The organism is Rhodococcus sp. USK10 (assembly GCF_019378875.1).
Lineage (GTDB): Bacteria > Actinomycetota > Actinomycetes > Mycobacteriales > Mycobacteriaceae > Rhodococcus_F > Rhodococcus_F pseudokoreensis.
Genome location: NZ_CP076048.1, coordinates 1,667,903 through 1,687,347, shown reverse-complemented (window position 1 = coordinate 1,687,347; position 19,445 = coordinate 1,667,903). Strand labels below are relative to the sequence as shown.

The 19,445-nt window shown below is 69.2% G+C and carries 17 protein-coding genes; 9 read left to right on the top strand and 8 right to left on the bottom strand.

The genetic code is table 11. The features are described 5' to 3' along the window. Nucleotides 1-21 precede the first annotated feature (21 nt). From I1A62_RS14815 to I1A62_RS14795, 5 genes are all read left to right on the top strand, one after another. Nucleotides 22-2,931 (top strand): FAD-binding and (Fe-S)-binding domain-containing protein, encoded by a 2,910-nt coding sequence (locus I1A62_RS14815; RefSeq protein WP_219459005.1) that lies wholly within the window; start codon nucleotides 22-24, stop codon nucleotides 2,929-2,931. Nucleotide 2,932: 1 nt separating this feature from the next. Beyond that, the gene (locus I1A62_RS14810; RefSeq protein WP_219459004.1) at nucleotides 2,933-3,361 is read left to right on the top strand and encodes a pyridoxamine 5'-phosphate oxidase family protein; all 429 of its coding nucleotides are present in this window, start codon (nucleotides 2,933-2,935) and stop codon (nucleotides 3,359-3,361) included. A 156-nt stretch (nucleotides 3,362-3,517) separates the two neighbouring features. Continuing rightward, nucleotides 3,518-5,113 (top strand): FAD-dependent oxidoreductase, encoded by a 1,596-nt coding sequence (locus I1A62_RS14805; RefSeq protein ID WP_219459003.1) that lies wholly within the window; start codon nucleotides 3,518-3,520, stop codon nucleotides 5,111-5,113. After that, nucleotides 5,110-5,448: a ferredoxin family protein gene (locus I1A62_RS14800; RefSeq protein ID WP_124393564.1), complete on the top strand. Its 339-nt coding sequence runs from the start codon at nucleotides 5,110-5,112 to the stop codon at nucleotides 5,446-5,448. Before I1A62_RS14805 ends, I1A62_RS14800 begins: the two co-directional genes overlap by 4 nt. Nucleotides 5,449-5,538: 90 nt before the next feature. Next, nucleotides 5,539-6,906, top strand: a complete 1,368-nt coding sequence (locus I1A62_RS14795; protein ID WP_219459002.1) for a bifunctional lysylphosphatidylglycerol flippase/synthetase MprF — start codon at nucleotides 5,539-5,541, stop codon at nucleotides 6,904-6,906. A gap of 9 nt (nucleotides 6,907-6,915) precedes the next feature. Here the strand turns inward: I1A62_RS14795 and I1A62_RS14790 are convergent, their stop codons facing one another. The 3 genes from I1A62_RS14790 to I1A62_RS14780 all read right to left on the bottom strand — a co-directional run bounded on the left by I1A62_RS14790 (nucleotide 6,916) and on the right by I1A62_RS14780 (nucleotide 9,044). Next, on the bottom strand, nucleotides 6,916-7,068 hold the full coding sequence (locus I1A62_RS14790) for a hypothetical protein (RefSeq protein ID WP_192581947.1): 153 nt from the start codon (nucleotides 7,066-7,068) through the stop codon (nucleotides 6,916-6,918). A gap of 127 nt (nucleotides 7,069-7,195) precedes the next feature. Next, nucleotides 7,196-7,600, bottom strand: coding sequence for a nuclear transport factor 2 family protein (locus I1A62_RS14785; RefSeq protein ID WP_219459001.1), 405 nt, complete (start codon nucleotides 7,598-7,600; stop codon nucleotides 7,196-7,198). Then, nucleotides 7,593-9,044: a cytosine permease gene (locus tag I1A62_RS14780; RefSeq protein WP_124393561.1), complete on the bottom strand. Its 1,452-nt coding sequence runs from the start codon at nucleotides 9,042-9,044 to the stop codon at nucleotides 7,593-7,595. Before I1A62_RS14780 ends, I1A62_RS14785 begins: the two co-directional genes overlap by 8 nt. Nucleotides 9,045-9,165: 121 nt before the next feature. On the opposite strand from I1A62_RS14780, the gene I1A62_RS14775 reads away from it, so the two are divergent. Then, nucleotides 9,166-10,677, top strand: coding sequence for a PucR family transcriptional regulator (locus I1A62_RS14775; RefSeq protein ID WP_124393560.1), 1,512 nt, complete (start codon nucleotides 9,166-9,168; stop codon nucleotides 10,675-10,677). A gap of 3 nt (nucleotides 10,678-10,680) precedes the next feature. On the opposite strand, the gene I1A62_RS14770 is transcribed toward I1A62_RS14775, so the two are convergent. Beyond that, the gene (locus tag I1A62_RS14770) at nucleotides 10,681-11,736 is read right to left on the bottom strand and encodes a 2,3-butanediol dehydrogenase (RefSeq protein WP_219459000.1); all 1,056 of its coding nucleotides are present in this window, start codon (nucleotides 11,734-11,736) and stop codon (nucleotides 10,681-10,683) included. Nucleotides 11,737-11,926: 190 nt separating this feature from the next. On the opposite strand from I1A62_RS14770, the gene I1A62_RS14765 reads away from it, so the two are divergent. After that, on the top strand, nucleotides 11,927-12,568 hold the full coding sequence (locus I1A62_RS14765; protein WP_219458999.1) for a restriction endonuclease: 642 nt from the start codon (nucleotides 11,927-11,929) through the stop codon (nucleotides 12,566-12,568). Between the two features lie 78 nt (nucleotides 12,569-12,646). Here the strand turns inward: I1A62_RS14765 and I1A62_RS14760 are convergent, their stop codons facing one another. Further along, entirely contained in the window at nucleotides 12,647-13,108 is a 462-nt protein-coding gene (locus tag I1A62_RS14760; protein WP_087557879.1) for a 6,7-dimethyl-8-ribityllumazine synthase, read from the bottom strand. A gap of 23 nt (nucleotides 13,109-13,131) precedes the next feature. Then, on the bottom strand, nucleotides 13,132-13,644 hold the full coding sequence (locus tag I1A62_RS14755) for an Lrp/AsnC family transcriptional regulator (protein ID WP_072945874.1): 513 nt from the start codon (nucleotides 13,642-13,644) through the stop codon (nucleotides 13,132-13,134). Between the two features lie 137 nt (nucleotides 13,645-13,781). On the opposite strand from I1A62_RS14755, the gene I1A62_RS14750 reads away from it, so the two are divergent. Both I1A62_RS14750 and I1A62_RS14745 read left to right on the top strand, forming a co-directional pair. Further along, the gene (locus tag I1A62_RS14750; protein ID WP_219458998.1) at nucleotides 13,782-17,294 is read left to right on the top strand and encodes an indolepyruvate ferredoxin oxidoreductase family protein; all 3,513 of its coding nucleotides are present in this window, start codon (nucleotides 13,782-13,784) and stop codon (nucleotides 17,292-17,294) included. A gap of 6 nt (nucleotides 17,295-17,300) precedes the next feature. Then, nucleotides 17,301-18,395, top strand: a complete 1,095-nt coding sequence (locus I1A62_RS14745; protein ID WP_219458997.1) for a Glu/Leu/Phe/Val dehydrogenase — start codon at nucleotides 17,301-17,303, stop codon at nucleotides 18,393-18,395. A 68-nt stretch (nucleotides 18,396-18,463) separates the two neighbouring features. Here I1A62_RS14745 and I1A62_RS14740 read toward each other — a convergent pair whose 3' ends face one another. Next, nucleotides 18,464-18,877, bottom strand: coding sequence for an ester cyclase (locus tag I1A62_RS14740; RefSeq protein ID WP_219458996.1), 414 nt, complete (start codon nucleotides 18,875-18,877; stop codon nucleotides 18,464-18,466). Nucleotides 18,878-18,968: 91 nt separating this feature from the next. Beyond that, nucleotides 18,969-19,433 carry a helix-turn-helix domain-containing protein gene (locus I1A62_RS14735; protein ID WP_124393554.1) on the bottom strand — a complete coding sequence of 155 codons (465 nt, stop codon included), beginning with the start codon at nucleotides 19,431-19,433 and terminating at the stop codon, nucleotides 18,969-18,971. Between the last annotated feature and the right edge of the window lie 12 nt (nucleotides 19,434-19,445).

The window sequence follows — 19,445 nt, the reverse complement described above, 5'->3', positions numbered from 1 at the left end:
ACTCCGAGGGCAGGGCTGCGCGTGGCTGAGCTGACGCGCCCCGCCGCCGACCTGCATGCCGAGCTCGCCGAGCTGGGCATCGACCTCGACACCGGAACGCGCCGGCGCGCCGAATACTCCTTCGACGCCTCCAATTACCGGGTGCCGCCGCTGGCCGTGGCGTTTCCGCACACGCCCGCCGACGTGGTGGCGATCGTGCGGGCCTGCACCGACCGCGGCATCCCCGTCACCAGCCGCGGCGGCGGCACCTCGCTCGCCGGCAACGCGATCGGCAGGGGCGTGGTGCTCGACTTCTCCCGGCACATGAACCGGGTGCGGGCCGTCGACGCGTCCGCCCGCACCGCCGTCGTCGAACCCGGCATCGTGCTGACGGACCTGCAGAAGGACGTGCAACTGGCGACGGACGGAGCGTTCACCTTCGCGCCCGACCCGTCCAGCAAGTCCCGCGCGACGGTCGGCGGCGCCATCGGCAACGACGCCTGCGGCAACCACTCCGTCCGCTACGGCCGCACGTCCGATCACGTCGTCGCGCTCGATCTGGTGACCGCGAGCGGGCACCGGCTGACCGCCACCCGCGACGGGCTGCGGGCCACCGATCCGGACGACGTGCCCGCGGTCGACGAGGCCGCGCGGATCGCCACCGGGCTCGACCTGCTGACGCAGGAACATCTCGGCGACTTCCGCCTCGAGCTCGGCCGCATCCCACGTCAGGTTTCCGGATTTCACCTGGCGAACCTGTTGCCCGAGAACGGTTTCGACGTTGCCCGTGCGCTGGTGGGCAGCGAGGGGACGTGCGCGGTGATCGTCGCCGCGACCGTCGCGCTGGTGCCGGTGCCGCCGGCGGCGATGCTGCTGTGCCTCGGATACCACGACCTGGTGGACGCGGCCCGCGACAACGCGATCATCCTCGACTATTCACCCGCCGCCATCGAGGGCATCGACTCGGCGATCGTCGACACCATGCGGCACCTCCGCGGCGCCGACTCCGTCGTCGGGCTGCCCGACGGTCAGGCCTGGCTGTACGTCGACCTGGACGGCGACGACCTCGCGGAGGTCGAACTCCGCGGGGCCGAACTGGTCTCGAAGCTGCGTGCCGCCGGACGCCTCGTCGACTCGCGCGTCGTCGGGGACCCGGCGGAACGCGCGTCGCTGTGGCGGGTGCGCGAGGACGGCGCCGGACTGTCCGCCCGGCTCGTCGAGGGCGGCGAATCCTGGACGGGCTGGGAGGATTCCGCCGTCGCACCCGACCAGCTGGCAGACTACCTCGTCGACATCAAGGCGCTGCTCGCCGAATTCGACCTCACCGGGGTGATGTACGGGCACTTCGGCGCCGGCTGCATGCACATCCGCATCAACTTCGACCAGCGCACCGACGAGGGCCGGGACGTGATGTCGCGGTTCATCCACCGTGCCGCCGAACTCTGTGTGCGGTTCGGCGGATCGATGTCGGGTGAGCACGGCGACGGCCGCGCCCGGTCGGCGCTGCTGCCGATCATGTACACCCCCACCATGATGGCGGCCTTCGCCACGTTCAAACGGCTGTGGGATCCGGCTGCCGTGCTGAACCCCGGCAGCATCGTCGAGCCCGAACCGCTGCTCGGCAACCTCGCGCTCGACGGCGTGAATCCGCGGGCGTGGCAGACCAGTTTCGACCTCACCCCCACCAGCGACGTCCCCGTCGCACCGTTCGTCCACGCCGTCCAGGGGTGCATCGGCGTGGGCCGCTGCCGCGCGTCGACCGGCGGGGTGATGTGCCCCAGCTACCGCGCCACCGGCGACGAGAAGGACTCCACCCGCGGCCGGGCCCGCGCCCTGCAGGAGATGGTGCGCAACTCGCCGACCGTCGCCGACGGCTGGCGGTCCGAGGACGTCAAGGAATCCCTCGACCTGTGCCTGTCCTGCAAGGCCTGCTCCACCGACTGCCCCGTCGGCGTCGACATGGCCACGTACAAGTCCGAGTTCCTCGACCACCACTACCGCGGCCGGGTGCGTCCGCTGTCGCACTACTCCCTCGGCTGGCTGCCGGTGTGGCTGAAGGTCGCGGAACGTTCGGCGCCCGTGGTGAATCGGCTGACCGCCGGCCGGCTCGCGAAGGTCGCGGCCAGGCTGGGTGGCCTCACCCCGCACCGGTCGATGCCGGAGTTCGCGTCCCGCAAGCAGATCCGCCGCGAGGTGGGGGAGACGTCGCGGGACGGCACCGCGGACGTCGTGGTGCTCGCCGACACGTTCACGCGCGGGTTCCGCCCCGAGGTGGTCGGGGCCGCGTCACGGGTGCTCGCCGACGCCGGCCTGAGCTCGCAGTGCCGGAGCGACGTGTGCTGCGGGCTCACCTGGATCTCCACCGGACAGCTGAAGCAGGCCACCAAGACCCTCACCAGGGCCGCCGAACTCCTCGACGACGGCACCGACCGGCCCATCGTCGTCCTCGAACCGAGCTGCGCCGCCGCATTCCGCAAGGACCTACCCGAACTCGTCCACACCGACGCCGCACGACGCGTCGCCGCCCGCATCCGCAGCTTCGCCGGCGCGGTGCTCGAACGCACCGAGGCCGGATGGAGCCCGAGCGTGCCCGTGCCCGAAGACGTCACCGTGCAGACCCACTGCCACGAATACGCGGTGTTCGGCGCGGCGGCCCAGCGGAAGGCACTGCAAGCGGTCGGGGTGCCGCGCGTACGGGAAGCCACCGGATGCTGCGGCGTCGCAGGAAACTTCGGATTCGAGGCCGACCACTACGACCTCAGCATGCAGGTCGCGGAGCAGGCACTCGCCCCCGCCCTGCGCGACAGTCCCGAAGATGCAGTAATACTGACGGACGGATTCAGCTGCCACATGCAGGTGCGGCAACTCGACCCGAACCGATCGTCGAAACACCTCGCCCAACTGCTCGACCCCGCACCACCATCGAAACCCGATCACCAGAGCGGAGACTGAAATGTCGCAGTTGTCGATGACCAGTGACGAACGTCAGAAGTTCCTCGCCGACGTGCACGTGGGGGTGATCGCCGTCAACCGCGACGGACGCGCCCCACTCGCCGTGCCCATCTGGTACGGCTACGAACCCGGCGGCCAACCGTTCGTCTGGACCGGGCGCGGCTCGATCAAGGAGCGGCTGATCCGCGCCGCAGGCCGCTTCAGCCTCGTCGCCCAGCACGAGAAGCCGCCGTACCGGTACGTCAGCGTCGAAGGTCCGGCGGAGTTCGACGAAGCACCCACCGCCGACATCGTCCGCGGACTCGCCGCTCGTTACCTCCCCGCCGACGAGGTCGACCCGTTCGTGGAGCAGGCGTACGACGACAACGCGATCATCATCCGCATGCGGCCGGAGCACTGGCTGAGCGTCGACTACGGTCAGGGCGCATAGCGCCCGTGCGTGGTTGACGAGTGCCTGGACTCGCTAACCACGCACGAGCGGCGGAGCCGCCTACGTTCGGTTCACGCTGATTCTGACGATGGCGGGGACGCCCGAAGTGCGGAAGCGTCGAAGGGCAGTTGTTCCGCCTCGACAGGAGCGCCCTTCATGACCGAACTTCTCGACCTGAGTACCGACGTCCTCGTCATCGGCGGCGGCCCCGCCGGAACGTGGGCGGCGCTGCGCGCACGCCAAGCCGGGGCGGACGTCGTCCTCGTCGACAAGGGGTACTGCGGAACCAGCGGTGCCACCGCGCCATCGGGCACCGGCGTCTGGTACGTCGACCCCGACCCGTCCGCGCGGGCGAAGGCCAAGGCCAGCCGCGAAGCACTCGGCGGCCACCTCGCCGACCACCACTGGATGGACCGCGTCCTTGACCAGACGTACGCGAACATGAACCTGCTCGCCGAGGAGGGCCGGTACCCGTTCCCGGTCGACCCCGGCACCGGCAGGCAGATCCGCACCGGACTCCAAGGGCCCGAATACATGCGACGCATGCGCGCGTGGGTCAAGAAGGCGGGTGTCCGGATTCTCGACCACTCACCGGCTCTGGAACTGCTCGTCGACACCGACGGCCGAGTGCGCGGCGCGGCGGGCTACCAGCGCCACGAAGACCGCGACTACCGGATCAGCGCGGGTGCCGTCGTGATCGCGAGCGGCGGTTGTGCATTCCTGTCCCGCGCACTCGGCACGAACGTCGACACCGGCGACGGCGCGCTGATGGCGGCCGAGGTGGGTGCCACGTTCTCCGGCATGGAATTCTCCAACGCCTACGCGATCGTCCCCGCCAACTCCACCATCACCAAGACCGCCTACTACGGCTATGCCACGTTTTTCCACGCCGACGGCAGCGTGCTCGAGGGGGCCGGCTCCACCAAGGGGCGGTCGGTGATCGCGAAAACGCTGCTGTCCGAACCGGTGTTCGCCCAGCTCGACCGCGCCGACGACGAGGTGCAGCGCCAGATGCGGCTCGGCCAGCCGAACTTCTTCCTGCAGTTCGACCGTCGCGGGATCAACCCGTTCACCGACCGCTTCGAGGTCAGCATGCTCGCCGAGGGCACGGTCCGCGGAACCGGTGGCATCGAGGTGGTCGACGACACCTGCGCCACCTCGGTGCCCGGACTGTTCGCCGCGGGGGACGCCGCCACCCGTGAACGGATCTGCGGCGGCTTCACCGGCGGCGGCAGCCACAACTCGGCGTGGGCGATGTCGTCCGGCAGTTGGGCCGGGACCGGGGCCGCTCGGTGTGCGCGAACCGAACGTCGAGTCGCGGCGGGCGAACTGCGCCCCGCCGGCCGGGCCGGGCTGCGTCCGACGGGGCGGCCGGGGCTGGAGGCGTCCGGCGTCGTCGCGGCCGCGCAGGCCGAACTCATCCCGTACGAGAAGAACTACCTGAGGGACGGGGCGCGCGTGCAGGGTGCGCTCGGCGAACTGGAGTCGCTGTGGACGGCATTGTCCGCCGGCCTCGGCGGCGACTCCGGCGACGACCGGGTCCGTGCCCGGCAGGCCGCCGCGATCACCGCGGTGGGCCGGTGGATGTACCACTCGACGCTGGCACGGACGGAGACCCGCGGAATGAGCAAGCGCGCCGACTATCCCGACCTCGACCCCACCCAGCACCACCACATCCTTACCGGCGGGCTCGACGACGTCTGGACCTCGACCGCCGCGGTGCACGGCGGGCTGTTGCGGGCGGCCTCGTGATCGAGGTGCTGCTGGCCGAGGCGTGCATCGGCTGCGACAAATGCGTCGACGCGTGCCCCACCAACGTGTTCGACCGCACCGATACCGGGATCCCCGTGATCGCGCGGCAATCGGACTGCCAGACGTGCTTCATGTGCGAGGCGTACTGCCCGGTCGACGCGCTGTACGTCGACCCGCAGTCCACCCCGCTCGTCGACGGTCAGCGCATCCCGGAGGACCACATCGGCCGGTACCGCGAGAAACTCGGCTGGGGGAAGGGGCGCGCCGCCGGCACGCTCACCGCGGTCGGGCCGTCCCTGCCGCACGGTGCGCCGCCGCCCAGGCTCCGCCCGTGAGTGCGTAACGAGTCCAGGGACTCCTTCCGCACTCACGGGCGGCGGAGCCGCTAGATTGGAGGTACGGAACAGTCGTTTCCGGGTGCAGGGGTGCGCGTGCAGAATTCGAAATCGACACCGACGACCGTGCCCGGGCTGCGGGTCTACCGGCCCGAATCGCCCGCGGCGCGGATGGCGCTCGTCGGCGCCACGGTCGTGGTCGGGTTCGTGCTCATGTGGATGGCCGGACGGTCGGGTCCCGTCCGCACCTGGATGGTGGCGGCCGGGATCGCCGTCCTGCTCATCGCCCGGGGACTGCACCTGGGACGGCCCGTCACCATGACGCATGCGGTCTCGGCGGTGCTGATCGTGGCCGCCGCGGATGTGGCGTATTCGAGCGCACATTCGACCCCGGGGTTCCTGCTCCTCGTGGCCACCGGACCCGTCCTGATGCTGCCGGTGCGCAGTGTGCCGCAGCCCGAGGACCGGGCCCGCGTCTTCACGCTGATCCAGCAGACCACCGGCGACCCGTTGTCGCCGTTCGCCCTCAATTCGGCGAAGTCGTACTACTTCAACGCGTCCGGCACCGCGGCGATCGCCTACCGGGCCCGCTCCGGGATCGCCGTCGTCTCCGGCGATCCCATCGGACACCCGCTCGAGTTCGGCGCGCTCCTCGACGAATTCGACGAGTTCGCGGCCGAACGCGGGTGGCGCGTCGCGGTGCTCGGCGCGGGGGAGCGGGTCACCCGGCTGTGGGAGATCGGCGGCGACACCCGAAAACCGTTGACGGCGGTCCCGATCGGCCGGGACGTGGTGATCGACGTCGGATCCTTCACCCTGCACGGCAGGAAGTTCCGCAACCTCCGGCAGGCGGTGCAGCGCACCCGCAACGCCGGGCTCACCACCGAGATCGTCCCCGAAGCCGCGCTCGACGAACCGACACGCCGGGAACTCACCGACATCGTCGACGACGCCCGCGCCGGACATCAGCGCCGCGGATTCTCGATGATCCTCGACCACCTGCTGGACGGCACGCTCCCCGGTGTTCTCCTCGTCGTCGCCCGCGACCGCACCGGTCGCGCCGTCGCCTTCCAGCGGTACGGCACCGCCGATTCCGCCCGCGAACTGAGCCTCGACGTTCCGTGGCGCGGTGACGGCGCACCGAACGGCACCGACGAACGCATGACCGTCGACGTCATCCGGTACGCCGAGCGGACCGGTGCACGCTCCGTCTCGCTGTCGTTCGCGGCGTTCCCCGAACTCCTCGACCCCGACGCACCCGGTGCCGGCGCCCGGCTCTTCCGCCGCGTCCTGCACCTGGGCGACGCACTGATCGCGCTGGAGTCGCTGTACCGGTACCTCGGCAAGTTCCATGCGACGGGGAACCGGCGCTACGTGCTCCTGCGTTTCCGCTACCTGCTGCCCGTGGCGTTCGCGTGCCTGACATTCGAATTCGTGCCGCACCGGGAACGGGACTGACGCGCGGGTTCAGAAGTCGAAGTTCTTCTCGTTCGTCGCCGTGAGCGCGTCGACGACGGCCGCGAGATCGGTCTTGGAGACGTCCGCGGTCTCGTCTTTCGGCGTCGATCGCGTCGCCTTGTCCGGTCGGGTCTGGTTCTTGGCGGGCCGTTCGTCCGTCATCTGTGCACCTTCGCGATAGGCCGTGCCGGGCAGGTTACTCACCAGTACACCGTCAGGAGCCTGCCTCCGCAACCCGGCGGGGTCCTGATGTGACGTGGTGCACGTCAAGCCAGCTATCTGTCAGCTATCAGGCTGTGTTCGACTGAGGCGACAAGTGCTCGTGGACGGCGATCCAGCCCGAGCCTTCGCGACGCCGGAACAGGATCGTCTCCCGCTCGTCGAGTTCGACCGTTCCCGTCGAATCCCGCACCGTGGTGCCGACCCGATGCGTCAGCACCGCGACATCCGGGGCCGGGAACGCGACGTTCTGCTCGCTGGAACGGCACGCCAGGACGCGGAACCCGGCCGACTCCCATTCGGTCCACAGGTCGCGGTAGGCGTCGCGACTCGGCAGCGGCACCGGGTGGGTGTAGAAGACGAACGTCGCGTCCGGGCTGAACGAGGAGAAGTAGGCGGTCGTGTCGTGTTCGCCGAACGCCCGGATCAGTGCGTCGATCGTGTGCTGGAGGTCGGCGGTGTTCGTGTCAGCCATGTGCGTGGGTCTCCTCGAGTGCCAGTGCGGCTTCGCTGTCTTCGATAAACCGTTCCTCGGTGCCGAGGTCGAGCGACCGGGACAGGACCCAGTACACGATCCCGGACACGGCGAGGCCGACCGCGAACGCGACGTCGACGTCACCGAGGGCCGCGGCGATCGGCCCGACGTAGAACGGCAGCACCATGAACGGAACGGACGCGACTATGCCGGCGAAGAAGGCGGTCATACCCCGCCACGACCACATGCCGTACAACCCGTCGGGCGTGAACAGGTCGGTGATGGCGTAGTGCCCGCGGCGCACGAAGAAGAAGTCGGTGAGGTTGACGGCGGTCCACGGCACGAGGAGGTACAGCATGATCAGCAGCGTCGTGTTCAGGACGGTCGTCGAATCGGTGAACAGCAGACTCAGCACCAGCCAGGCCGCCGCCAGCGCGAGGACGGTCACCACCCGGATCCGGCGGGAGGGGGTGACTTTCCGGAAGGAGTCGATGCCGGTGATCACGGTGAGCATGCCGCTGTACGCGTTCAGGCCCATGGTGGCCACCAGTACGAGCGTCGCGACGAGGGCGAGCACGCTACCGAGGAAGGGGACTACCGAGTTGCCGGCGTCGTGGATGCCGGCGAGCGCATCGGTGGCTCCGAGCCGGGTGGCCATCCACGCGCCCACCGGGATCAGCCAGACCGGCGACGCCGAGGCGCCGAGGAACACGGCCGACACGATCGCCGACGTCCGGGTGTTGCGCGGCAGGTACCGCGAGTAGTCCGACACGTACGGCGCGTACGTGATGTTGTAGGAGGCCGCGACGCTGAACTGCGCGATGAACGCCAGCAGGGTGAACCCGCCCGTCGCGGCGCCCGCGTCGCCGCCTGCGTGCCCGAACACGACACCCCACGTGAGGACGGCCCACAGCGGCAGCGACAGCCAGAACAGCACACGGAACGACAGGTGCAGCAGATCGTGGCCGAAGATCGCGAGCAGGGTCGCGACCGCGGTGATGACGACGGCGACGACGGCCGCGTTCCACCCGAAGATGCTGTGCAGTCCGGTCTTGATGATGACGACGTCGACGACGTTGAAGCCGACGTACGTGAACAACGTCCCGATCAGGGCGAGGACCACACCGCGGTATCCGAACTGCGCGCGCGACTGCACCATCTGGGGGAGTCCGAGGACGGGCCCCTGCGACGCGTGGAACGCCATGAACAGGGTGCCGAAGAAGATGCCGAGAATGCCCGCGACGACCGTCCAGCCCAGCGACAGGCCGAGGGCCGGGCCGACGAAGCCGATGGCCACCGTGAAGGGCTGGAAGTTTCCGACGAACCAGAAGGGGCCCTGGTCGCGGACCTTCCCGTGGCGTTCGTCCTCGGGGACGTAGTCGATCGAGCGGGTCTCGATGGTGCCACCGAGGGTCGCGGCGGTGTCGCCGGAGTGGTCTGTCACTGAAACTCCTAGGAGGTGCTGTGGCTCTGATCACTACTCTGCGCACTGTGCCCCGCCCGCACCAGAGGCGAGATGTACAGTTCGTCTATTACGGTTGGGCAATTCGTACAAGGGGATGCCGGTGATCACCGTCCAGGACGTGCTGTCCGCTCCGACGCTCCGGCTCACGTCGATGAGCGGCACGGCCGGGGTGAACAACCCCATCACCGCAGCGCACGTGTCCGAACTGACGCGCCCGCGGGACTGGCTGCAGGGCGGGGAGTTGCTGATGACCGTCGGTCTCATGCTTCCCATGACCGAGTCCGGGTGCCGCGACTACGTCCGGGACTGCGTCGCGGGCGGGGTCGCCGCACTGTGTCTGGGGCTGGGGCACGGGCTGCCCTATCAGGCACCACCGGCGCCGCTCGTCGAGGCGGCGCGGGAATTCGGCGTCCCGCTGCTCATCGCCCCCGATTCGGTGCCGTTCATCGCCATCACCAAATGGATCTTCTCCCGGATCGCCGAGGAGGAGAAGCGCGCGCTCGAGGACGCCATCGAACTCAGCTATCAGCTCACCGCGGTCGCGGCCGGACCGTCGCCGCTGAGCGGACTGCTCGGCACGTGGCGTTCCGTCAGCGGCTCACTCTGCGCGGTGCTCGACGCGTCCGGCGGGGTCGTCCAACTTTCCGACGGCGTCGATGCGGCGTTCCTGCAGGACGCTGAGGATCAGGTGGGTCGCTACACCACACGGGCCCGGGGCTGGACGGCGTTCGGCGGCGCCGGTCGGCGGGAACTCGAACTACACCCCGTCCGCATCGAGAACCCGCTCGCGTTCGTCGTGCTCGAGCGGTCGGCGGACAGCGCGCTGCGGCACGCGTCCAATGTTCTCGTCTCGCTCCTGTCGCTCGAACTCGAACGCCGTCACGTGGCCGGCGAACCCGAGCGGCAGCGGCGGGCGGCGGCGCTGGCGCAGTTGCTCCGGCCCGGACTCCGGCGGGAACGCGCGCATCAGATCGCGTCGGGCATCGGGCTGTCCCGCGACCCCCTGCAGATCGCCGTGGTGCGCTCCACTCCCGAGGCGGTGGCCGATCTGACCGTCCGGATCGGTTCGGCCCTCCCGGATGCGGTCCTGCGGCAGCGCAATTCGGACATCGAGATCGCGCACCCCGAGTCCGCCGGGCTCGCGGACCTGCTGTCGGGCGTCGCCGAGGGATGCGCGGTCGGGATCGGCGCGCTGGTTCCCGTGGACGCGCTGGCCGTGTCGGCGATGCAGGCGCGGTCCCTCGTCGCGGTCAGTGCCCGGCTGGGCCGCGCCGTCGATGCCAAGGAAGGGGAGACCGTCCAGTTGCTGCTGCGCCTCGGCTCGGCCGACGTGCTCAGCGGCTTCTCCACCGCCGTCCTCGCACCCCTCGATCAGCTCGAGCCGCGCGAACGCGTCGAACTCCAGAGAACCCTCGAGGAATGGCTGCGCGCCAACGGGGCATGGGACCCCGCGGCGGCCGCCCTCTCCGTGCACCGCAACACCGTCCGGAACCGGATCGACAAGGTCGCGGCGCTCACCGGACGGAACCTCGACCAGGCCGACGACCGCATGGAATTGTGGCTGGCACTCAAGGCCAGGGCGGTGACGCCGTCGACCGACGAACCCGACTGACGGTCACGCTCGGACCAGGATCTTCACCGCCGTGTCGTTGTGCTCGATCAACGTGGTGAGCCCCTCGGAGACCAAATTGTCGAGTTCGATCCGGCCCGTGATGAACGGGGCCAGGTCGATCACCCCGCTGCGAACCATCTCGATTACCGCCTCGTGGTCGCGGACGTAGGCGATGGTGCCGCGCAGGTCGATCTCCTTGAGGACGAGTTTCTGCATGTCGACCGTCGCGGGCTTGCCCCAGATCGACACGTTCACCACCACGGCCGCGGGTCGGACGGCGTCGAGGATGGTGTCGAGGACGGCGTTCACCCCCGCGCATTCGAACCCGAGGTCGGCGCCGACACCGCCGGTCAGCTCGAGCACCCGGGCCTTCACGTCCTCCGACGACGGGTCGACGACGTGATCGGCGACCCCGCTGGACAGCGCCTTCTGCTTCCGGGCGTCGCTGAGTTCGGTGACGATCGTGGTGACACCCAGACCCTTCAGGACCGCGGCAACCAGGAGCCCGATCGGCCCGGCACCGCCGACCAGCGCGACGTCGCCGGCCTCGGCCCCGCTGCGGACGACCGCATGATGCGCGACGCTGAGCGGTTCGATGAGGGCTGCCTCGTCGAGCGGGATGTCGCCGATCTTGTGCACCCACCGGCGGTCGACCACCACCTTCTCGCTGAGTCCGCCTCCGCCACCGGCCAATCCGATGAACCCCATCTTCGTACACAGGTGATAGTTGCCCGCCGTGCAGGACGCGCACTCGTTGCACACGAAGTACGGCTCCACCACCACGTTGTCGCCCACCTCGACATCGGTGACGCCCTCACCGACCTCCTCCACCGTCCCGGAGAACTCGTGGCCCATCGTCACCGGCGCGTTCTCGTGCGACAGCGGATGCGGATGTCCCGGCGGGGAGATGAAGATCGGGCCCTCCAAGTACTCGTGCAGGTCGGTGCCGCAGATGCCGCACCACCCGACCCGGAGTTTCACGGCGCCGGGCCGCAATTCCGGTTCGGGGATGTCGTCGATCCGGATGTCGCGTCGTCCGTGGAAGCGCGCTGCTCTCATGAATCCGCCCTCACCTCGTTGTGAACCTGCTGATGGGTCGAACGGTACGACGCCGGCACGCGACCGGGAAGGGTTGCAGTGCGTTGCAATCCGACGACGACTGTGTGACGTTCACCGGCGGATAGCTGGTTTGGCCGGATCCGCGGGTATCTTCGAAGGGAATGACTGGTTCGATCTGGGGGAGTGAGGCATGGCACGCATACGCACGGCGGCTGAAGCTGAAATCAATGCCGCCGAGCAGATGCAGAAGCTCGGTTACGGCGACGCGACAGCGCTACTCGGCGGCACGGACGGCGGCATCGACGTCTACTCGTCGCGCGCGTACGCGCAGGTGAAGTGGCGCGGGGGCAGCGCAGGCAAATCGGATCTCGAGAACCTCTACGGCACCCGCGGAACCAGCCACGCCCGGAAACTCCTGTACTTCTCCGGCCCCGGATACACCGACGAGGCCGTCGACTACGCGGACGCCGTGGGCATCGCCCTGTTCCGGTGCGAACCCGACGGCGAAACCCCGCCGCTCGGCGCCCACGCCCCGAAACTGGTGACCGCCGCGCGTAACTCGACGGTTGCGGTGGCCCCGTCCCCGCCGCCCCCGCCCGAGCCCGAGTCGCCGGCGCGCATCGTCGCCCGCAACGCGTGGGCGATGGTCGCGGGCTTCTTCGGCGCGCATTGGCAACTCCTCGGCGCCGTCGTCTGCACGATCGTCCTCATGATCGCCCCCTTCGGAGAAGGGAACGTCGGGCTGCGCGTGTTCGCGACGATCCTCGCCGTCGTCGGCGCACCGGTGTTCTGGCTCCTGTTCGTCCAGCACCGGCACACGAGAGCCAGATAATTCGGTGCCGTAAATGCGAGAACACCACCGTCGGTAAATACCGGCGGTGGTGTTCTCGTTGCGGATTCGGGAGGCGAGTCAGTTCGCGGTCGGCAGCGACTTCAGCGACGTGACGGTGGCGACGCAGGCCCGCGCGGCCTCGGCGCCCTTCTTGACGAAGTGCTCGCCGAAGTAGGTGAGGTGCTCGTCGTGCTCGTGGAAGTGGTGCGGGGTCAGCACAACCGAGAACACCGGCACATCGGTGTCGAGTTGCACCCGCATGAGGCCGTCGATGACCGCGGTCGCGACGAACTCGTGCCGGTAGATGCCGCCGTCGACGACGAGCGCGGCCGCTACGACGGCGTCGTAACGCCCCGTGAGGGCGAGGCGTCGTGCGTGCAGCGGGATCTCGAACGCGCCCGGCACCTCGAAGAAGTCCAGATCGTCCTTCGAATAGCCCAGCGTGGTCACCTCGTCGGTGAAGCCGTCGCGGGCGCGGTCGACGATGTTGCGGTGCCACGTGGCCTGGATGAACGCGATTCGTCCCTGACTCTCACTCATGGTCTGAAACTACTGCACCGGTCCTAGCGGTGTGAACGGGGCAGTGCCGTCGACCGGCCCCACCCGGAGTCGTCGGTGAGGTGCTCGAGCAGCGGCTGAATCCGGTACGGCAGCGGGCTCGTCAGCGCGATGGTCGTCGTCGAATGCGTGATGCCGGGCAGGTTTGCGATTTTCTCCAGCAACTTCTGCAGTTCCGCGTGCGTGGACGTGGCCACCCGCACCAGCAGGTCTTCCCGGCCGGTGGTCGCGTGGATCTCGATGACCTCCGGCAGGTCGACGAGACGGTTGCCGACGGCGGTCAGCTTGCCCTGTTCGAGTTCCAGCCCGACGAACGCCTGGATGGGAATGCCGACCTCCGCGAGGTCGAGGTTGGGGCGGAAGCCGGTGAGCAGTCCGCTGGTCTCCATGCGCTTCATCCGGGACTGGACGGTGTTGCGGGCGACGCCCAGCGAGTTGGCGAGTTCGGCCACGCTCATGCGTGAGTCCTGGCCGAGCAGTCCGAGCAACTGCACGTCGAGCTTGTCGATGCTGAGCACTTTGGGTACCTCCGGGAAGTGACCACCGTCACCTGTTGCGTGAACTGATCAGTTGATCCGATTTGCGTTGACCAAATCATAGAGCAGATACAGGATCAAGCTCACGAAATGCTCAACGCGACGGATCGGGAATCGCAATGACTCAGCTAGACGACGCTCGCACCAGTGCAGCATCCTTTGATCTCGCCGACCGATACCGGGCCGACTCGGGTCCGGTGTTGATGACCGGTGTCCAGGCCATCGCCCGCCAGCTGGTGGAGCAGCACGAACGCGACCGCCGCGCGGGCCTCAACGTCGCGACGTTCGTCTCCGGCTACCAGGGCAGCCCCCTCGCCGGCCTCGACCGCACCATCGCCGCCATCCCCACGCTGAGCACCGACCACGACGTGAAGTTCGTGCCCGGCATGAACGAGGAACTCGCCGCGACATCGGTCTGGGGCAGCCAGGTGGACCTCCCGCAGGGCGAGCGCACCCACGACGGCGTCGTCGGCGTCTGGTACGGCAAGGGTCCCGGCCTCGACCGCGCCAGCGACTCCATCCGGCACGCCGCGATGTACGGCGCCAACGCCCGCGGCGGCGTCCTCGTCCTCGTGGGCGACGACCCCAACGCCAAGTCCTCCACCATCCCCTGCGCCAGCGAACGGTCCATGGCCGCGATGGGCATGCCCGTGTTCTTCCCGCGCAACGCCGAAGAGGTCATCACATTCGGCCTCTACGGGGTGGCGCTGTCGCGGATCTCCGGCTGCTGGTCGGGCATGAAGATCGTCGCCGACGTCGCCGACGGACTGTGGACCCTCGACCGCGACTTCACCGGCCTCGACATCGTGCTCCCCGAGATCGAGTGGAACGGCAAGCCGTGGTCGTACCGGCAGCGCGTCCTCGCGTCCCCGCCCGACAGCGTCTACGCCGAGGCCGACCTCTACGGACCGCGCTGGGCGATGGTCGAGGCGTTCAACGCCGCCAACGACATCGACGCGATCGAGGTCAACCCGCGCACCGCGTGGCTGGGCATCGCCGCCGTCGGCACCGCGTACGACTCGCTGCGCCAGGCCCTGCTCGACCTCGGGCTCGGCGACTCCCAGCTCGAGGACGCCGGCATCCGCATCCTCCGGGTCGGCATGCCCTACCCGCTGGGCGCCGACAAGGTTCGCGAACTCGCCGACGGCGTCGAGCAGGTCCTCGTCGTCGAGGAGAAGATGCCGTTCGTCGAGTCCCAGCTCAAGGACATCCTGTACGGCGGCGCCAGTGCGCCCGCCGTGCTGGGTAAGAAGAACGCGCAGGGCAAGAGCCTGATCCCCGTCGACGGCGAACTGACCGCCGCCCGGCTCACCGGACCGCTGCGACGCGTCCTGAAGGACCGGGTCGCGCTGACCCCGGCCCCGCCGCCGCGCCTCGAACTGACCGTCCTCCCGACGTCGCGCACCCCGTACTTCTGCTCCGGGTGCCCGCACAACCGCTCCACCGCGGTGCCCGAGGGATCGATCGCGGGCGGCGGCATCGGCTGCCACACCCTGGTCACGATGTCCGGCCGCACCGACAGTGCCGTCACCATGCTCACCCAGATGGGTGGCGAGGGCGCGCAGTGGATCGGGCAGGCCCCGTTCAGCGACGTCAAGCACATGTTCCAGAACGTCGGCGACGGCACCTACTTCCACTCCGGCCAACTCGCCGTGCAGGCGTGCGTCGCGGCCGGCGTCAACATCACGTACAAGGTGCTCTACAACTCCGCGGTCGCGATGACCGGCGCCCAGGACGCCGAGGCCGGGCTGACCGTGCCGCAGCTGACCCACAAGCTGGCGTCCGAGGGCGTCAAGCAGATCATCGTCTGCGCCGAGGACCCGAAGCGGCACAAGGGCGCCCACTTCGCCGCCAACACGCTGCTGTGGGACCGCACCCGGCTCGACGAGGCGCAGCGCGTCCTGCGTGACATCGAGGGCGTCACCGTCCTCATCTTCGACCAGCAGTGCGCCGCCGAGGCCCGCCGCAAGCGCAAGCGCGGCAAGCTGCCCGCCCGCCGCACCCGCGTCGTCATCAACGAGGCCGTCTGCGAGGGCTGCGGCGACTGCGGCGTCAAGTCGAACTGCCTGTCCGTGCAGCCCGTCGACACCGAGTTCGGCCGCAAGACCAAGATCGACCAGACCAGCTGCAACACCGACTACTCCTGCCTCGAGGGCGACTGCCCGTCGTTCGTGACGGTCGAACTGCCCGAGGAAGGCGCGCCGAAGACGTTGCGCGAGATCCCGGTTCCGCCGGAGGTCGGCGACCCCGATCCCGCTGTGTGGACCGGAACCCACAACCTGTTCATGGCCGGTGTCGGTGGTACCGGCATCGTCACCGTCAACCAGGTGCTGGGCATGGCCGCGCTGCGCGCCGGGCTGCACGTCGAGGGACTCGACCAGACCGGACTCAGCCAGAAGGCCGGACCCGTCACGTCGCACCTGCGGCTCAGTGATCAGAAGACGCGGTCGGGAAGCTCGGCGCCGTCCAACCGGATCAGCCCCGCGACTGCCGACTGCGTCCTGGCGTTCGACCTGCTGACTGCCGCCGACGCCAAGTACGCCGGGTTCGGCAGCTCCGACCGCACCATCACGGTCGCGTCGACGAGCCAGACCCCGACCGGCGACATGGTCTACGACCCCGCCGTCCGCTACCCCGACGAGGACAAGCTGCTCGAGCGTCTCGACGTCTCGGCCCGCGAACTCACCGCGATCGACGGACTCGCCGCCGCCACCGCGCTGTTCGGCAGCACCGCCGCCGCCAACTTCCTGCTGGTCGGCGCCGCCTACCAGGCAGGCGGGCTGCCCGTCCCGGCCCGGTTCATCGAGGAAGCCCTCGAGATCAACGGCGTCGCCGTCGAGTCCAACAAGGCCGCATTCCACTGGGGACGCGTCGCCGTCGCCGACCGGGCCGCGTTCCTCGCCGCCACCAGTTCCGCCGCCGTGCCGCAGCGCAGCGACACCGTCGTCCCGGCCCACCTGTTCGCCGGGTCCACCCTGGGCGGCGCGACCCGCGAGCTCACCGAACGCCGGGCCGCGAATCTCGTCGCCTTCCAGGGTGACCGCGTCGCCGCCCGCTACATCGCCCTGGTGCAGCAGGCGTGGGACGCCGAGCGCGCACTGGGCAGCCGGACCGAGTTCAGCGAGGCCGTCGCCGCCGGGCTGCACAAGCTCACCGCCTACAAGGACGAGTACGAAGTGGCCCGGATGCTCACCGACCAGGCCTTCCTCGACGCCGCCGCCGGCGAGGTCCCCGGCGCCGGAAAGCTCACCTACAAACTGCACCCGCCGGTCCTCAAGGCCATGGGCCGCAAGACCAAGATCGGATTCGGACCCCGCTCCCACATCGCGCTCAAGACCCTCGCCAAGGCGAAGTTCCTGCGCGGCACCGCGCTCGACCCGTTCGGCTACGCCAAGGTCCGTCGCCTCGAGCGTCAGCTGCTCGCGCACTACGAGGCCACGGTCGCCGGCCTGATCGCCGACCTCACCGCCGACACCTACGACACCGCCACGCTGATCGCCGCGACTCCCGACCTCGTCCGGGGCTACGAGGACGTCAAGCTGCGCAACGTCACCGTCTACCTCCAGCGTCTCGCCGAACTCGGCGTCGACACCTCCACCATCACCATCGCCACCCCTTCGGAAAGGTCCTGAGAAGACATGACTCTCACCGCGGAACGTCACGCCACCGCACCGCTCCCGAACACCGGAGTGTTCGAACGGACCGATTTCCCCACCGACACCGCACACGAGCAGGTGACGTTCTTCCAGGACCCGGCCACCGGACTCAAGGCGATCGTCGCGATCCACGACACCACCCTCGGACCGGCGCTCGGCGGCACCCGGTTCTACCCCTACGCCGACGAGGCCGCCGCCCTCAAGGACGTCCTGCGGCTGTCGCGGGGCATGACCTACAAGTCCGCGATCGCCGGAGTCGACCTCGGCGGCGGCAAGGCCGTCATCATCGGCGACCCGGCCACCGCCAAGTCGGAGGCGCTGCTCGAGGCGTACGCCCGCTTCGTGCAGACGCTCGGCGGGCGGTACATCACCGCCGGTGACGTGGGCACCAACTCCGACGACCTCGACGTGATGGGCCGTGCCACCGACTACGTCGTCGGACGCAACACCGCCGCAGGCGGGTCCGGCGACAGCGCCCCGATGACAGCCCTCGGCGTCTTCCAGGGCATGCGCGCCGGCGCACAGGAGAAGTGGGGCACCCCGAGCCTCGCCGGACGCGTCGTCGGGGTCGAGGGCACCGGCAAGGTCGGCTACCAGCTGATCAAGCTGCTGCTCGCCGACGGCGCATCGGTGGTCGCCACCGACGTCAACGCCGCCGCACTCGACCGCGTGGCCACCGACTTCCCCGACGTCAAGATCGCGTCCAGCGTCATCGACCAGGAACTCGACGTCTACGCACCCTGCGCGATGGGCGCCACCCTCACCGACGAGTCCGTCGCCGCGATCACCGCCCAGGTGATCTGCGGGGCCGCGAACAACCAGCTCGCCCACCCGATCGTCGAGCACGATCTCGGTGACCGCGGCATCACGTGGGTCCCCGACTACGTCGCCAACGGCGGCGGACTCATCCAGGTCGCCGGTGAGCGGCTCGGCACGTCCGCCGACGACGTTCGCGCGCAGGTCGAGAAGATCTTCGCCACCGTCGTGCAGATCCTCGACGTCGCGAAGCGGGACGGCATCCTCGCCGGCGCCGCAGCCGACGCCGTCGCCGAGGCCCGGATCGCGGCAGCGAAGTAGGCGGCTCCGCCGCCCGTGAGTGGTTAACGAGTCTCTGCACTCGTTAACCACGCACGGGCGCGAAGCGCCTAGGCCGTCAGCCGCCGGTGCAGCTCCCAGGCATTGCGCTCCACGCGGTTGGATTCGAGCATCCCGTCGGCGCGCACGTTCCACACGGCGGTTCCGATGAGGTGGATAGGCTGCCCATCGGGTTCGGTGCCCATGAATCCGCGATTGCGGCCGGTCATCTCCCACAGCGACGCGACGCGGGAGCCGTCCTCGTTCTGGAACGTTTCGACGGGGATGAACTCCAGATCCTCGACGGTGGACTGGAACTTCAGCACCCATTCCTTGAAGTCGGCCCGGCCGCGGATCGTGTCTCCGCCGCTGACGATGACGAAATCGTCGATGACGAGCTCGTCGATCGCATGGGGGTCCTGGGGTGACTGCCACACCCGGGCCCAGAAATTCTCGACTGCGTGAACTCCGTGTTGATGGGACATGCGTTTTTGCCTCTCTCTGGCTTGGATTTTCCAAGTTAGCATGGGTATGGCGAGGTCGAACCGTTGTTTTCTCACGATGTGGCTGGCTGCGTCAGTCGCCCGCAGGCGCCGGTTCTCCGCGCTGCACGTGCAGAGTCGATGCGGACACGCGTCGACCGTCGTCGGTGACGAAGGACAGGGACACGGCCTCGCCGGTGGTCTCGTCCGAGTATTCGGGGGAGGTGCTCCCCGGACGCGGCAGGTGATCGCGACCGAACTGGCCCAGCGCCCCGATCACGACATGCAACTGCCGTCCCTTCTCGGTCAGCACGTACTCCTGGCGTTCCCGCGAGCCCGCCTGGCGATACGCGCGGCGCTCGAGTATGCCCTCGTCGACGAGCAACGCCAGCCGGGCGGTCAGCACATCGGACGCGACGCCGAGGCTGCGCGTGAACTCCGAGAATCGGCTGTGACCCCAGAACGCGTCACGGACGATGAGCAGCGTCCACCGGTCGCCCAGGACCTCGAGCGCACGCGCGATGGAACAGCGGGCAGGCGTGGCAGAGGACGCACTCATACGACGAGAATA